This is a genomic window from Salinicoccus siamensis, assembly GCF_055391965.1.
On the sequence record NZ_AP043765.1, the window covers coordinates 1,956,823 to 1,971,375 of the forward strand.

Below are 14,553 nucleotides of genomic sequence, written 5' to 3' on the forward strand. Positions count from 1 at the left end.
CGACAAAGAACGTGAAGTCACACTTCACGTTCTTTGTCAGCCACCTATATAGCTCATATTGATCTTATTGCGCTTCCGGCGGTTTTCTGCAGTAATTTCCGTCCTGAGATCTGAGTAACGGTCGTCCCGCCTGTTCCATACCCCAGTCAGTATCTCTTCCAATTCCTGGTCGGATACACCTTCTCTAAGGTGCTTCCTGACATCAAAACCTTCCACAGCGAAAAGGCAACCATAGAACTTTCCATCTGAGGAGAGTCTGGCACGGGTGCATGTCGAACAGAAGCTTTCAGACACGCTGGTGATGAAACCAAGGTGCGAATCTGCGTCATTATGACGATAGACTTTTGCCACTTCCCCGTAGTATGCCGGTTCCAAAGGTTCAATATCAAATTCATTCTCAAGAATTTCCAGTATTTCTTTTTTGGTGACTACTTTATCAAAATTCCACCCATTATCGTTTCCGACATCCATAAATTCTATGAATCTCAATGTTACAGGCATCTTTTTGAAGAAGCGGGCCATTGGCAGTATTTCATGGTCATTCAAGCCTTTTTGCACAACCATATTGATTTTAATCTTAAATCCGAGTGAAATGGCATACTCAATCTGCTCGATTATCCTTGAAGTGCCGATACCGCGATCATTGATCTGTCCAAACAATTCGTCATCCATCGCGTCAAGGCTGATATTGAGTCTCCTGAGCCCTGCTTCATAAAGTTTCTTGCCATGTTTCTTCAACAATAGACCATTTGTGGTCATACCTATATCTTCAATACCCTCTATATCATTAAGCCTTTTTATCAATACATCGAGGTCCCGTCTAAGAAGCGGTTCCCCGCCAGTGATCCTCAATTTTTTGATGCCCAGGGACGCGTATATTTTTGCAATGCGTTCAATTTCCTCAAAAGATAAGAGCTCGTCCTTCTTCATAAACTCGAAATCATCCCCGAAAATCTCTTTCGGCATGCAGTATCTGCATCGGAAATTGCAACGGTCAGTCACTGATATCCTCAGATCCCGAATCGGTCTGCCAAATTTATCCGTTATACTTCCCGCCATCGTACCCCTCCTCAGTGAAGGTCTGCTTTTCTATTGATGTTCAGGAAACTGGTTACATCAATATCATAAAGTTTACTGTCCACTTCGATTGTCTTTCTTTCTGCGAATAGTGCTTTCATGCTTCTTCGGTCTGTCGTCAATAATCTTTCAATGTCTGAAGCGAGCCCGCCCCCCTGATAGATGCCAACAAGTGGGTGTAACCTGTCTCCAGACCGTGTCACAACGATTGACTGGTCATCAAGAGCCACTTCATGCAGAGTCCTGATCCACTCTGGGCTAATGTAGGGCGTGTCACATGATATGATGAGCAATCGCTTATCCGGATAGGCATCGGCAAATGTATATATGCCGGCAAGCGGCCCCCTATCCCTGAACCTTTTCACATCCACTTTTACCGGCATATCATCAAATCGACCACTTAATCTCGAATTAGTGCTGACCATGATATCATCGCACACGCCCGATTGTTCCAACGCATCTACTATATGCCGATACATCGGCTTACCGTCTATTTCAAAGAAAGCCTTATCTTCACCAAAACGGGTCGAGTTCCCTCCTGCCATGACTATGCCTATAGTGCCTGTCATCCTCCACTCACTGGTGGAATCAGAGCAACCTCATCCGTTTTTGAAAGTATGTGCGTATCCTTAACGAATGATTCGTTGCAGGCCACTTGGAAAACATCCCCTTCGAGGGCGGGATATTGCCTATATACCGTTTCTTTCAACTCTTTGACCGTAGGTTCATTTTTGATGTCCAATGTGATGTGGGTACCCCCAATCTTCTCCTTCAGCCCTGCGAACACCATGATATCCATCATTATTCCTCCTCCACACTTGAATGGTACTGACGCTGATGCCCCATCCATTCTTCACCGTCTTCCCATACTTCTTTTTTCCAGATTGGAACAACTTCCTTAATCCGTTCTATCGCATATTCATTGGCTTGATAACTATCTTTCCGATGTGGGGCACTTGTTACTATGACGACAGCAATATCTGATATTTCAAGCTTGCCCACCCGATGGGCGATTGTTGTAATGACCCCAGGCCAACGTTGTGCAATCTCATCCCCAATTTGGGCCATTTTACTTTCCGCCATAGGTTTATAGGCTTCATACTCCAAGTGGACAGTTCTAGTCCCTTTTGTCCACTCGCGCACATGACCTGTAAACATGCATACAGCCCCTTGCACTTCGTTGACCGTATAACTATGGTACTTGTTGATATCTATTGGTGTATCCACTATTTCATATTGCTTCATATTCCAGAACTCCATTCGTCAAACCATTGGAAAACCTTAGCCTCATCATACCTCATATCCGCTTCCATTAAAACATTCCGCATCCCTATTTCACTGACATTAGTGTGTCCATCGGAAAAGGAGTAGGTCAGTACTATTTTAGGGTACGCTTCATGTTTGTACCCTTCTATCAATACGACATCCATTGCACCTTCAAATTCTGCCAGCTGTTCGGCCAGATTGGGGTGTTTCCTTGTCTCAATGGTTATGGACGGGGTATTCAATATCGTCGTATCGGCACCTTCAAGCAAAAACCTCTCCGTATCGGTGCTTCCGGCTTCTTCTTCCAGATGATGGTGCTTTATCACTGCAACTTTCTGTTGTTGCTGTTTCAGTCGCTTTACAAGCTTCAATATCAGGGTGGTCTTGCCAGTGTTCTTGAAACCGGTTATCTGCAGAATCTTCATAGATTGAACTGCCTGGCCCCGGTAGTCATATCAGTCATCATCACCTTGATTGGATCTCCTTTTTGGTACCCCCTTGAACCGCCCGGCAAAACGATGATGCCATTGCTTCTCGCAATGGACGTGACCGCATTCGACTTATTGAAACCAGCCGGTTTTGCGTATATGCCTCCGGCACGATAGTCAATCTCTGCCCTGACGAAGCGTGTGAACGGATTGGCTTTTTTAAAGTCACCGTCAAGTACACCATCCACTACAGGTGCATAGATTTTATCGTGCCCCATCATCTTAAGCAGTGACGGCCTTGCAAACAATTCAAATCCTGTGTAGCATGCTGAAGGGTTGCCGCTCAAACCGAAGAGAGGGACTCCTCCGAGCATGCTCACTGTTGTGACACTCCCTGGACGCATACCCACTTTATTGAAGAGTTCCTCAGCGCCAAGGGACTCATACAGCTTGGGCAAGAAATCGTAATCGCCTACGGAAACGCCGCCAGTTGTGATTATGGCATCCACTTCATCCAACATATCTTCAACGCGTTCGAGGAGTGTGTCAAAATCATCGGCTTCCAATGCATACATTTTCCCGGTGATGTTCATCCGCTTCAGTTGACTCATGATCATCGGGCCATTGGAATTTCGTATCTTACCTGGACTGAGTGGCTGGTCAATCTCTATCAATTCACTCCCTGTAGCCAAAATGCCGACGACGGGTTGTCTGTAGACCTCTACGTTTTTATAGCCGAATGTCGCCAAAGTTGCCACAGTACCAGGATTGATGAACGTGCCCCGAGGTACGATCACTTCACCCTGTTGACACTCCTCGCCTTCTATCGCAATATTTTCGCCTGGATCGAACGCTTTCCTTATCGTAAAAGCCTCATCATTCATCTTCGCCTGTTCAAACATGACAACTGCGTCAGCGCTTGCTGGTACAGGCGCTCCGGTCATTATACGGAAAGCCTCATTTTCTTTAAGTATATAATCACTTGTCGAGCCTGCTGGCACTTCTTCTGCCACCGTAAACTCGATTCTATCATCACCTGAAGCCCCTATTGAGTCCTTTGAACGTATCGCAAATCCATCCATAGCTGATTTGTCAAAATGAGGCACTGGCATGGTGGCCTTCAGATCTTCCGCTAAAATACGCCCATATGTTTCCCTATAGGAAACCGCTTCACTCTTAAGAGGCGTTACTTCAGCAACGGCACGATCCACTGCCTCCGGTACAGGGATCGGCTTACGGTTCAAATTCATATCATCCCTACTTTCCTATCATGAACTCTGTTATACTCATTATACTAGAAAGGAAGTTTAAATTGTCGAAATTCACTCACTTCAACCAAGAAGGCAGAGCCCGGATGGTCGATGTTTCCGATAAAGAGATAACCACCCGTACAGCGCTCGCCAAAAGTACGCTCATTGTTTCTAAAGAAATACACGAAGCCATTACAGGCAAGACTGTAGAAAAAGGTGATGTGCTTTCTGTGGCTCAGGTTTCAGGCATCATGGCTGCAAAGAACACGCATCAGATCATACCAATGTGCCATCCGCTTCCTCTGTCCGGCATAGATATTTCCTTCACTTGGGATTTATCTGATGGCTACGCACTTCATATTGAAGCAACAGTTAAGACTTCCGGTCGCACTGGTGTCGAAATGGAAGCATTGACAGCAGCAAGTGCAGCTGCCCTGACCGTCTACGATATGTGCAAGGCGATCGATAAGGGGATGATCATCCGCGAAACCGCCCTGGTCTCGAAGACTGGCGGGAAATCCGGTGATTACCATATAGACAAGTAAAGCGTGCCATACGGCACGCTTTTATTTATTCAATTCGTGGACGATATGGTTTAATTCAGGGACAATCAACCGTTCCATCGCCAACTTGACCGCTCCTGTCGATCCCGGTAATGAAAGCACCACTGCGTTGCCGATGCTTCCGGCTATAGCCCTTGAGAGTATACTTCGTGACCCGATATCCTCTGTAAAGCTGAGCATACGGAAAATTTCTCCGAATCCTTCTATCTCCTTATCAAAAAGAGGCCGCACTGCTTCGATGGTGACATCTCTAGGTGCTATGCCCGTCCCCCCCGTCGTTATGATGGCATCTGCGCCATTATCCAAAAGCTCATGTACCGCATCTACAATCTCTTGCTGGTCATCTTTGACGATGCTGTACCACTCCGGCTTGATTTCCACATTCATTCCTGACACGTAATCCATGACAAGGCGTCCGCCTTTATCGCTTTCCTTAGTGCGTGTATCACTGACCGTTATAACGCCCATACGAATTTCGCGATCTATTTCTCCCACTAGACTCATGATGATCCTCCTATCCGAACAATTGGTTGATAAGGGTCTTCGCACGATTCATATCATGCAGGCCATGGATCAGAATGCGTCCATTATTGAAGCAGACGAACCTTTGGCCACTATAGTGGAACTCCTGGAAGTACGGCGTGCGGTTCACTTTCATATCCAACCGAGTCAATGTATGGTTTACAACTTCCGCAGTCAGCCGACCATCGATCACCTGGACGGTGTCGCGGCCGCATAACCGCATGGCATTGTCCGTATTCTCTTCTTCAAATGCCGGATAGACAGGGGCACATCCACATGTCATACAATTTGAATCTTTCATTGCATCGACCTTATACTTCATATGTTCCATATCCCAGACGTTGCCGATCCGTAAGTAATAGGGTGCCTCATATTGGTCTGTAAGTATTTTAATTGCAGTCGTGACCTGCTCGGCCACTGCCATCTGTACTGCAGGAGCGATGATGCCGGCAGTGTCGCACGTTAATGTGGTGCTCGGCAACACTGGCACCAGACAGCGGTAGCATGGTGTAGCGTCAGGCACAAAACCGCAACTGCTGTAAGAGGCCTCTACACAAGCTGCGTAGACCCAGGGTTTTGATGCTTTATATGCAACGTCATTGATCAGCAGGCGCGTATCGAAATTATCTGTTCCATCCAACAGAATATCTGCATCCATGGCGAGCTCCGTCAATAGCGGGCCATCGCAATGCGCAATATGTGCATCTATCTCGAGGTCCGGACGGATTGATTGTAGACGTTCTTTCGCAGCAATTACTTTCGGTTTCTTATCATCTGCATCCTGTTCGGTAAAAAGGGTTTGGCGCTGAAGATTGGAGTGTTCGACATAGTCACGGTCAATCATGATCAGCTTGCCGATACCTGCCCGTGCAAGCAGTTCACTGGAAAGGGAACCGAGCGCCCCGGCCCCAATGATGAGGACTGTGCGTGAGCCGATCAGGCGCTGGCCTTCTGCCCCTATTTTATTAAAAAGCATCTGCCTCGAATATCGTTCCATATCATCCCTCTTATGCAAGTTCATTTTTCTTAAGGTTACTATTCATGTAGAACATTGTAAACAGACTGATGATGCAGAAAACTGACAGTAGGATGAACCCAATTGCATAGCTACCCGTCAAATTGTGCGCCTGATCGATTACAATCGGCGGGAAAAAGCCACCCAGGCCACCCATCATTGCAACGATTCCATTACTGATACCCGCCTGTTTCGAGAAGTATGTCGGCACGAACTTGAAGACAAGTCCATTTCCGATCCCCGCGCATACCGCTGCAAGCAAACTTCCCAGGGTAAACAAGAAGATGAAATTATATGTGAAGGCAAGCAGTAGTCCTGAAACGGCCAGCCCGATAAATACAATGATCAAAGAGTGCAGCGCATTGAACCTATCACCAATCAGCCCGCCTATCGGCCTGAGCACCGTCGCGATTATAATGAAAACCGCAGTTCTGACACCAGCATCCAAGGTCGTCAGTCCAAACAAAGCTTCATCCGTCAGGAATGCCGGTAAGAAGAGGCCGAAAGCAACGAAGGCACCAAATGTAATGAAGTATCATAAGTTGAAGAAGTAGAACTTATAGTCGCGCATGACTTCCTTGAATTGCTTGCCAAGAGGCAGACTTACTTTCTTTTCATTTCTATCGCCCATTATGAACTGCAGAATGGCAAATAACGCCAATACCATAAGATATGTCTGGACAGCTGCCTGCCACCCACCAAGTGCGAGAACCAGCAATGGCGCTCCGAAACTTGTCACGGCAGTCCCGATATTACCCATGGCATATACACCATTTACAAACCCGTGTTTTTCTTTCGGGCAATACTTTGGAAGACTCGTAACACCTACACTGAAAATCGCTCCGCCGACGCCGAGGAATACCGCTGCTATCATAAGGTCCATCGGTGTAGTAGCGATAACCAGATAGAAAACTGGAACCAAAAGGAAAATGAAGCTGAACAGGAACACTAGGCGCGCTCCGATCTTATTGGCCAGTATGCCGAATGGTATGCGCAGGACAGAACCCAAAATCACCGGGAGGGCAACAATCAAAGATTGTTGCGTGGCCGCTTCCGGGATATCTTCGACGATTTCAGGGAAGAGTGGTGCAAGCAATGTCCACACCATGAAGCCGGCAAGTAGACTGAATGTGTGGAGAAGCAGTTGCTTTTTACCCATTTTCTCATTCATAGGAATCAACCTCTTTTATCTTATATTGTGATTTATTATACATACATAGTATAATTCAAAATCCGCAATATAGTTAAGAAGGGAAAACCCTATATTTAGCGTTGGGCACTCATGCCAGTTCAGTGATGAGTGTATTCACTTGTTCAAATAACACTTCTTCGTCGACTGTCTTCAGCATCTTATCTGCCATTTCAAAAAGGACTGACTCCTCTTTCACCATATGTACCATCAACACTTCATAAGCCTCCATGACGTCTTTCACCATTTCATTCATGCTCTCAAGGGACATCTCGTTCATATCATGCATGGAGTGATGAAAAAAATGGGCGATATATGAGTCTATCTCTGCATGCTCCTCCTCAATCGACATGATCGGTCCCTGCTCCAACCCGAAGTATGCACCGAGCATCGGAAAGAAGAACCTTTCCTCCTTCTCCTGATGCCGCTTCAAAGGTTTTTCGAACGCATTCAATTTCTGTCTGAGATCTTTGATGACCATCAGCCCTTCCAATCTGCTTTTCACGTCATCATGCTCAAACTTCAATACCAATCTAAACCAATCATCCATCAGATACTTCAGGTAGCGATGTTCGTTTTCCAGCACCCTCAATGCTTTCACTTTAAACTGAAACGTGTCCTGTGCCACTCCATTCCCCTCCAGTTAAAAATCCATCAGTTTTTTCTTCATTGCATATTCAACAAGTTCCGGACGTGATGTCAATTCCAGTTTCTCCATGATTCTTGATTTATGGGCCTCAATCGTTTTAACGGAAACAAAAAGCATGCCTGCAATATCTTTGTTTCCATACCCTTTGGCGATAAGTGGCAGGATTTCCAACTCCCTCTTTGTCAGGATATTGAATGGTTCATTCGAATGTTCCGGATACTGATCATTGTTCAGCAGCCGCTCCATATCTCCATCCATCAGCACTGGATCAATGTACCGTTTACCGTTGTAGATAGTCCTGATTGCTGAAATCAATTCGTCGTCTGGTGAATTCTTCAATATATAGCCGTGTGCGCCGCTTTTGAAAGTATGGGTGATATATTCCTCATCATCATACATGGTCAATATCAATACTTTGATTTCTGGAAAAGCTTCTGTAATACGGCTGGCTGCAAAATGATCTGAACCCTATCAAGTTGACAGATGAAATAATATAAATGTTTCCCGCCTGAGAATGGAGATTCTCAGGCGCTTTTCTATGCCGCCAATGCCCTGAATTCCAGCGGACTCAATCCCTTGAATTTGTGTTGCGGTCTGTGGTGGTTGTAAAACTCAATATAGTGTGTAATGTCTTCTATAATTGTTTGATAATCCGCATAGTACTTCTGCTTGCGTCTGATGTGGAACCGTTCCGATTTGATTTTTCCCCAGAATGCTTCAATCGGGCCATTATCGATGCATCTTCCGACGCGGGACATGCTTTGTTGAATCTGCTGGACATCCAGAATCTTTTTAAAGCCGTAGGAGGTGTACTGGAAGCCACGGTCACTGTGCACAAGCGGCGTTGCCTGCGGGTGCTTTTGAATCGCAGAAGTGAATGTATCAAAAACAAGCTGATTATTGTTTGCACGGCCGAATTTGTAGGCCACAATACTGTTGTCGTACAGATCGATGATCGCGCTCAAGTAGGCTTTCTCTCCGTTCAGCGCTTTGAATTCAGTCACATCGGTGAGCCATTTCTCATTCACATGGGCTGCGTGGAACTCTCTGTTCAATACGTTCTCAGCGACCTGTTGCGGTGTGTGGGGGACGTATTGTTTCCTTTTGATCCGGGTCACCGATTTCAAGCCCATCCGTGTCATCAGCCGATAGATGCGTTTCCTGTTATACCCCGTCCTCAAGGATTTGTTGACCGCATGGCACATCTGACGATCGCCATAGATGCCGTCCGTTTCAACATAGATTTCGGCAATCGCACTGGCCACTGTGTCATTCTCTGCTTCAGCGTGTGGCACGGGGCGTTTCTGATATTGATAATACGCTTGTCTTGAGATGCCTGCCGTATGGCATAATTCAGAGATGGCATAGCCTTCATTATGCAACGTAGTGATGGCAGTGTGGAGCGTGTGACTGGGAACCCGGCTGTATTTTAATCCCTCTCGAGTGCCGCCAACTTTTTTAGCAGGGCGTTCTCCACCTCAAGCTTTCGTTTATCTGCTTTGAGCATGGAAATTTCTCTGTTCAAGCGGTCCGTCTCAGTGAGCTGGTCTTCTGATTTTCCTTTTCCGCGTCTGTCCTCAAGACCGGCTTCACCATATTCCTGATACTTCACAACAATGTTCCGGGCCTGCTGGTAACTCACCTCGAATCTTTCGGCAAGTTCACGATAACTGATATCCCCCTGTGCATGATACTGCGCAATCTCAACCCGTTCTGCGTACGTTGTTTTCCGTCCCTTGGTCAATGGTGAAGCTCCCTCCCGCGTCGTTCTTATTTCTTCACCATTATTGTAACGTATAATCCAATTCCGAACAGTTGTTTTCGACGGTATGTCATATTTGTGTGCGAGTTCGTGAGTGGAGATCATTCCATTCATATATTCTTTTGCGACCATTTCTTTAAAGCCGCGGGTATATGTTCTATGCCTGTCCCGTTTCTTTAATCCCTCAGCACCATGCTTCTCATACTTTATCCGCCACTTTCTAAGTGTCTCCACAGACACCTGATGCTTTGTGGATATATGGCTTGGACTGATGCCTACCCTCAATTCCTGAATCATTTTCAGCTTTTCTTCAAATGAATAATATTTGTCAGTCATAAAAGAACCCCCTCCAGGTTTTACAGATGTTTTATTTCATCTGTAAAACCTGGAGGGGGTCAGATCAATGGTCCGCCCCAGTCTTTTGCAAATGCTACCTGGCCCCATCCTTCAAGCGGCCTTACTTTTTCCTGGCCGACATAATGGGCCCAGCCACCCCCATTTTTACCTTGGCATCCGCACAGGATGACCAGGTTCAGGATGGCCCTATATATTGTATCCGAGTTGAACCAGTGATTGATGCCTGCTCCCATGATGATCATCGAGCGTCCATCTGTGTCTACAGCGTTCTGTGCAAACTCACGGGCGATCTGTACCACAAGTGATCGTTTGATTCCCGTTACTTTCTCCTGCCATGCTGGGGAGTAGATGGAAGATGCATCATCATATCCTTTTGCTTTGTGTTCAGTACCGAAGCGGTTGATGCCGTACTGGCTCAACATCAGGTCATATATGGTTGCTGCGTAACGCTCTGTACCGTCTGCCAAGGTCACTTTGCGTGCTGCGATGGGACGGGTGAAAGTGCCATTTCCAGCATTATCAAAATATGGATAGACAATCTCAACTACTTGCGATTCTGGACTTTCAACCATCATCCGCGGGTCAATCGGAGTTCCGTCATCCTTTTCGAGTTTCAAGTTCCATTTCTTGCCTTCTTCCCACCTTTGGCCCATCGTACCGTTTGGAGCGATCATTTCGCCGGTATTGCCGTCCAGTATGACCGGCTTCCATTCTGCGTGCTCTGACTCAAGGCCAATATCGCTCTCCCGTAAAAACCGGCCGGCCTTCAAAGTATCCTCAAATTCATCCAACAGGATGAGGAACGGCATGTCTGTAAAGCGTTTGGCATAATCGATGAACATCGGTTCTTTTCTTTCATGATAGAACTCATCCAGGATGACATGCGTCATCCCCTGTGCCAGTGCCGCGTCTGTTCCTGGATTTGGTGCCAGCCAATTATCGGCGAATTTGACATTTTCTGCATAGTCTGGAGCAACGGATACGATTTTAGTCCCTTTATATCGGACTTCAGTCATAAAGTGTGCGTCCGGCGTACGTGTCAGCGGAACATTTGAGCCCCACATCATCAAATAATTGGAGTTATACCAATCTGCAGATTCGGGTACATCAGTCTGGTCCCCCCAAATCTGCGGAGACGCATTCGGAAGATCGGCGTACCAGTCATAGAAACTGAGCATCTCGCCCCCAATTAGGGAAATGAATCTTGAACCCGCTGCATAGCTGAGCATGCTCATGGCAGGAATTGGAGTGAATCCTGCAATGCGATCCGGTCCGTATGTCTTGATTGTGTATATGAGCTGAGCTGCTATGAGTTGTGTGGCGTCTTTCCAGTTGACTCTCACATGACCGCCCATCCCCCTTGCCTGCTTATAGGATTTCGCCTTCTCTTCGTCTTCGACGATGCTCGCCCATGCTTTCACCGGGTCCTGCTGTTCTTCCAATGCTGTTCGCCATAGGCGCCATAGCTCCCCTCTCATGTAAGGGAACTTTATGCGCATCGGACTATACTCATACCATGAGAATGAAGCACCACGAGGGCATCCTCTCGGTTCATACTCCGGCATGTCGGGACCACATGAAGGGTAGTCCGTCTGTTGATTTTCCCAAGTTATATTCCCATTCTTGACGAAGACCTTCCAAGAACAGGATCCCGTGCAGTTTACTCCATGTGTCGTTCTGACTACTTTGTCGTGACTCCATCGTTGACGGTACATTTTTTCCCATTCGCGACTCTTTTCTTCCAGAATCGACCAGTTACCATTGAACTTCTCAGTAGGCTTGAAAAACTTAAGTCCAAACAAACCATCCATCTGTGCCACTCCCATCAAAATTTCTGCTATTTGATTAACATATATCTATATTATCTGGCTAAAGCGCCTATAAAGATATTAGGGAATTTCCTACTTTTGGGATGTATTAATATGAAATTGATGATGGTCATAACCCTCAAGCATATATGTATCGTTTACATAATATAAAAACCCTGACCTAAAAGGCCAGGGGACTCTAGTGAATCACTCATAGTGTTCCTCTCTAACATTCTTGAATAAGATATTGTTTTCTAGATGGACATGGTCCAACGTATCTTTTTCCAACTTTTCCATCCTTTGATATACAAAGCGTATGATTCCGGAGTCTCCTTCTTCCGGTGTGAAATCATTCGTCAGATCGCGCATTCGCCAAAAAGCCTCTACCGCGTTCCGATGTTCATCTTCGAGTTCTGTCAAATGAGGTTTTAAAGCCTCTTTCAACTCGGCTGATGGTGTCGCCATGAATTCTTTAAGCATTGGAAATACATTGTCGTCTTCATCCCTCGTATGGTCGAGGAGCGCAGTCTTCAAGTTAAGGAAAACAGTTTCCACTTCCTCAAGGGCACGATTTTCTTTGGTCATTTTTTCAACATATTCTTCCAATACCGGCAATTCGTCTTTCAAGTCTTCATGATACTTCCGTTGAATATATTTGATGAGACTCTCTTCGTCCATATACTTGACATCAATGCCATCCATATTTTCAGTATCGTATTGATTTATTTCATACAAGAGGTTTTCAAGTGGCAATTGCTGCGCTTCTCCTATACTCTGCAATGTCCGTCCACCCTCATTGGCAAAATCGACTCTCAGTTTCCGCATCATATCGCCGGCTTTTGGGACTTCTGTCACAATCTCGCCTAATGTCATCTGTGCTGTTATATTTTTCAACCTGCATTCCTCCCTGTTTTATTGTAACCATACCTTTATAGCGCATCATCTAAACGATTTCTCCACCAGTTTAATGAAACATCGGCTAGGGTATATTATAATCATCATATATGAAGACCACGGAGGTTGAATCTAATGAATGAAAATGTGAAAAAGGCAGTAACGCTCCTGCCGGTTATCCTCGTTCCTCTCCTAAATGAAAGAAAGCGGATTAAACAGCACCCTGACGTACAAAAGCTCGAAGAGAAATCTTCTCATGCTTATCATGCTGCAAAAGACAAGAGCACCAATGCATTAAGTACGGTAAAAAATGCCGGGGCCACGACGTATACGACTGGCAGAACGGCGTTGTCCAAAGTGTCCGGGGCCATAGAGGAGAAACGTAGCGAACGCTTACACACCAAAGAAATGAAGCAATATGAAGATAGTCTGAAAGAAGCAGAGGCCTTGGAATCCCGTTTCCAAAAAGATAAAGAAAAACACCGCAAATCCCGTTTGAAAGAAATCCCAAAGTCCGAAGTCCCTAAAATAATGCAGTCCCAAGATGAAAACAATGATGGGGTATCATACGATTCCCAAGAAGCAGATCCTGTAGCCCCTGAAATAAAAACCGATATGAAATCCAATCCTGATAATTATGGGTTTGCATTGGCATATGAAGATAATCATGCATCAAGTCGATTGATTGCTGATGAAGATGACCAGGATGATGTATACTCTACAGAAGATGGTGGTACATCTGACCGCTCGTCATCGAGAGAGGATGACAACCTTCGGGAAGTACCACCCAATAATGAAGAACAGGAGAGATTAGACAACATGAACCAAAATATGAACCACTACATCGAGAAGAATGTTAAAGGACATGAAGAGGAAACTTACGAAAATGGCCCACTCTTTACAAAGCATAAAAATATACTGGACCCAAAACACGCAACCTCAAAATCTTCATCCTCAGCGGACGACCAGGACTCCCTCTTTAATCGCCACCGTACCATGCAGGAAGAAAGAGTCTCAGAGATAGGACGCAGAACTGGTGAACCCAGTTCAATGACAAAATCAAAGAAACAGATGAAACTCGAGAAGAAGATAGAGAAACAGCGTAGAAAACAATATAAGTAATTATCCATACCATTCATACAAGAAACACGAAAAGGCAGGTGGCGCAGTTTGAAGGTAAATAGCGTGACGGTTTTTTGCGGCGCAAGCCAAGGCAAAGGCAATCTCTACAAAGAAAAAGCATTCGGACTGGGAGCCGCGTTGGCTGAACGCGGCATCACCATCGTGTATGGAGGAGGCGCCGTCGGACTCATGGGGGCTCTTGCTGACGGTTCTTTGTCAAAAGGGGGGACCGTAAAGGGTGTGATCCCTGAATTCCTCGTCAATAGGGAAATGGCCCACCCTGATGTTCAACATATGAGTGTTGTGGAGTCGATGCATGAGAGAAAAGCGTTGATGGAAGAATTGGGAGACGCAATCATTACCCTGCCCGGCGGGGCGGGGACTTTAGAAGAGTTTTTCGAAATGTTCACATGGGGCCAGATAGGATTGCATAGAAAACCGATTGGCATCCTTGATATCAACCAATTCTTCGACCCGCTCGTCAACCTGTTTGAAAATTTGATTGCCGAAGGGTTCCTACAGGAAGAATATTTAACCCACCTGTTCATTTCAGAAGATATAGATGAAATATTGAAAGGGTTTGATGATTTCGAACCTGTTGAAATCAGATCATATGACTCAAAAAGACATCGATGATAACATCGATGTCTT

General features: G+C 45.7%; 15 protein-coding genes and 3 pseudogenes. 3 read left to right on the forward strand and 15 right to left on the reverse strand.

The features are described from left to right. Nucleotides 1–36 precede the first annotated feature (36 nt). From moaA to ACZ5LF_RS10040, 6 genes are read right to left on the reverse strand one after another with little or no spacing between them, the layout of a single operon-like run. Nucleotides 37–1,059: a GTP 3',8-cyclase MoaA gene (gene moaA, locus ACZ5LF_RS10015; RefSeq protein WP_380569160.1), complete on the reverse strand. Its 1,023-nt coding sequence runs from the start codon at nt 1,057–1,059 to the stop codon at nt 37–39. An 11-nt stretch (nt 1,060–1,070) separates the two neighbouring features. Further along, nucleotides 1,071–1,646, reverse strand: a complete 576-nt coding sequence (gene mobA / locus ACZ5LF_RS10020) for a molybdenum cofactor guanylyltransferase (protein WP_380569158.1) — start codon at nt 1,644–1,646, stop codon at nt 1,071–1,073. Then, entirely contained in the window at nt 1,643–1,879 is a 237-nt protein-coding gene (moaD, locus tag ACZ5LF_RS10025; RefSeq protein WP_380569156.1) for a molybdopterin converting factor subunit 1, read from the reverse strand. Before moaD ends, mobA begins: the two co-directional genes overlap by 4 nt. Beyond that, nucleotides 1,879–2,322 (reverse strand): molybdenum cofactor biosynthesis protein MoaE, encoded by a 444-nt coding sequence (locus ACZ5LF_RS10030; RefSeq protein ID WP_344704600.1) that lies wholly within the window; start codon nt 2,320–2,322, stop codon nt 1,879–1,881. The genes moaD and ACZ5LF_RS10030 overlap by 1 nt, the downstream gene beginning before the upstream one ends. Further along, nucleotides 2,319–2,768, reverse strand: a complete 450-nt coding sequence (gene mobB / locus ACZ5LF_RS10035; RefSeq protein WP_380569153.1) for a molybdopterin-guanine dinucleotide biosynthesis protein B — start codon at nt 2,766–2,768, stop codon at nt 2,319–2,321. The genes ACZ5LF_RS10030 and mobB overlap by 4 nt, the downstream gene beginning before the upstream one ends. Continuing rightward, nucleotides 2,765–4,021, reverse strand: a complete 1,257-nt coding sequence (locus ACZ5LF_RS10040) for a molybdopterin molybdotransferase MoeA (RefSeq protein ID WP_380569151.1) — start codon at nt 4,019–4,021, stop codon at nt 2,765–2,767. Before ACZ5LF_RS10040 ends, mobB begins: the two co-directional genes overlap by 4 nt. Nucleotides 4,022–4,083: 62 nt before the next feature. Between ACZ5LF_RS10040 and moaC the strand changes: the two genes are divergently transcribed. Continuing rightward, entirely contained in the window at nt 4,084–4,566 is a 483-nt protein-coding gene (moaC, locus tag ACZ5LF_RS10045; RefSeq protein WP_380569149.1) for a cyclic pyranopterin monophosphate synthase MoaC, read from the forward strand. A gap of 21 nt (nt 4,567–4,587) precedes the next feature. Here moaC and ACZ5LF_RS10050 read toward each other — a convergent pair whose 3' ends face one another. The 9 genes and pseudogenes from ACZ5LF_RS10050 to ACZ5LF_RS10090 all read right to left on the reverse strand — a co-directional run bounded on the left by ACZ5LF_RS10050 (nt 4,588) and on the right by ACZ5LF_RS10090 (nt 12,780). Further along, nucleotides 4,588–5,088 (reverse strand): MogA/MoaB family molybdenum cofactor biosynthesis protein, encoded by a 501-nt coding sequence (locus ACZ5LF_RS10050; protein ID WP_380569147.1) that lies wholly within the window; start codon nt 5,086–5,088, stop codon nt 4,588–4,590. A 10-nt stretch (nt 5,089–5,098) separates the two neighbouring features. Then, on the reverse strand, nt 5,099–6,103 hold the full coding sequence (locus ACZ5LF_RS10055; RefSeq protein ID WP_380569145.1) for a ThiF family adenylyltransferase: 1,005 nt from the start codon (nt 6,101–6,103) through the stop codon (nt 5,099–5,101). Nucleotides 6,104–6,113: 10 nt separating this feature from the next. Further along, nucleotides 6,114–7,292, reverse strand: a pseudogene (locus ACZ5LF_RS10060) (nitrate/nitrite transporter). A 109-nt stretch (nt 7,293–7,401) separates the two neighbouring features. Next, nucleotides 7,402–7,938 carry a hemerythrin domain-containing protein gene (locus tag ACZ5LF_RS10065; RefSeq protein WP_380569143.1) on the reverse strand — a complete coding sequence of 179 codons (537 nt, stop codon included), beginning with the start codon at nt 7,936–7,938 and terminating at the stop codon, nt 7,402–7,404. A gap of 15 nt (nt 7,939–7,953) precedes the next feature. Next, nucleotides 7,954–8,412, reverse strand: a pseudogene (locus ACZ5LF_RS10070) (LuxR C-terminal-related transcriptional regulator); the annotation flags it as partial. An 83-nt stretch (nt 8,413–8,495) separates the two neighbouring features. After that, the gene (locus ACZ5LF_RS10075; RefSeq protein ID WP_464759239.1) at nt 8,496–9,341 is read right to left on the reverse strand and encodes an IS3 family transposase; all 846 of its coding nucleotides are present in this window, start codon (nt 9,339–9,341) and stop codon (nt 8,496–8,498) included. Between the two features lie 47 nt (nt 9,342–9,388). Further along, nucleotides 9,389–10,057 (reverse strand): transposase, encoded by a 669-nt coding sequence (locus tag ACZ5LF_RS10080; protein WP_380569141.1) that lies wholly within the window; start codon nt 10,055–10,057, stop codon nt 9,389–9,391. Between the two features lie 68 nt (nt 10,058–10,125). Further along, nucleotides 10,126–11,889 (reverse strand): annotated as a pseudogene (locus ACZ5LF_RS10085) (molybdopterin-dependent oxidoreductase); the annotation flags it as partial. A gap of 204 nt (nt 11,890–12,093) precedes the next feature. Next, nucleotides 12,094–12,780: a hemerythrin domain-containing protein gene (locus ACZ5LF_RS10090; RefSeq protein ID WP_380569139.1), complete on the reverse strand. Its 687-nt coding sequence runs from the start codon at nt 12,778–12,780 to the stop codon at nt 12,094–12,096. Nucleotides 12,781–12,915: 135 nt separating this feature from the next. Between ACZ5LF_RS10090 and ACZ5LF_RS10095 the strand changes: the two genes are divergently transcribed. Then, nucleotides 12,916–13,902, forward strand: a complete 987-nt coding sequence (locus ACZ5LF_RS10095) for a hypothetical protein (RefSeq protein ID WP_380569136.1) — start codon at nt 12,916–12,918, stop codon at nt 13,900–13,902. Between the two features lie 48 nt (nt 13,903–13,950). Beyond that, nucleotides 13,951–14,538, forward strand: a complete 588-nt coding sequence (locus tag ACZ5LF_RS10100; RefSeq protein ID WP_380569134.1) for an LOG family protein — start codon at nt 13,951–13,953, stop codon at nt 14,536–14,538. Nucleotides 14,539–14,553 lie beyond the last annotated feature (15 nt).

Excerpts from the sequence above, each read along its gene's own strand:
- moaA (WP_380569160.1), bottom strand. The coding sequence starts at position 1,059 with ATGGCGGGAAGTATAACGGATAAATTTGGCAGACCGATTCGGGATCTG.
- mobA (WP_380569158.1), bottom strand. The coding sequence starts at position 1,646 with ATGACAGGCACTATAGGCATAGTCATGGCAGGAGGGAACTCGACCCGT.
- moaD (WP_380569156.1), bottom strand. The coding sequence starts at position 1,879 with ATGATGGATATCATGGTGTTCGCAGGGCTGAAGGAGAAGATTGGGGGT.
- ACZ5LF_RS10030 (WP_344704600.1), bottom strand. The coding sequence starts at position 2,322 with ATGAAGCAATATGAAATAGTGGATACACCAATAGATATCAACAAGTAC.
- mobB (WP_380569153.1), bottom strand. The coding sequence starts at position 2,768 with ATGAAGATTCTGCAGATAACCGGTTTCAAGAACACTGGCAAGACCACC.
- ACZ5LF_RS10040 (WP_380569151.1), bottom strand. The coding sequence starts at position 4,021 with ATGAATTTGAACCGTAAGCCGATCCCTGTACCGGAGGCAGTGGATCGT.
- ACZ5LF_RS10050 (WP_380569147.1), bottom strand. The coding sequence starts at position 5,088 with ATGAGTCTAGTGGGAGAAATAGATCGCGAAATTCGTATGGGCGTTATA.
- ACZ5LF_RS10055 (WP_380569145.1), bottom strand. The coding sequence starts at position 6,103 with ATGGAACGATATTCGAGGCAGATGCTTTTTAATAAAATAGGGGCAGAA.
- ACZ5LF_RS10080 (WP_380569141.1), bottom strand. The coding sequence starts at position 10,057 with ATGACTGACAAATATTATTCATTTGAAGAAAAGCTGAAAATGATTCAG.
- ACZ5LF_RS10095 (WP_380569136.1), top strand. The coding sequence starts at position 12,916 with ATGAATGAAAATGTGAAAAAGGCAGTAACGCTCCTGCCGGTTATCCTC.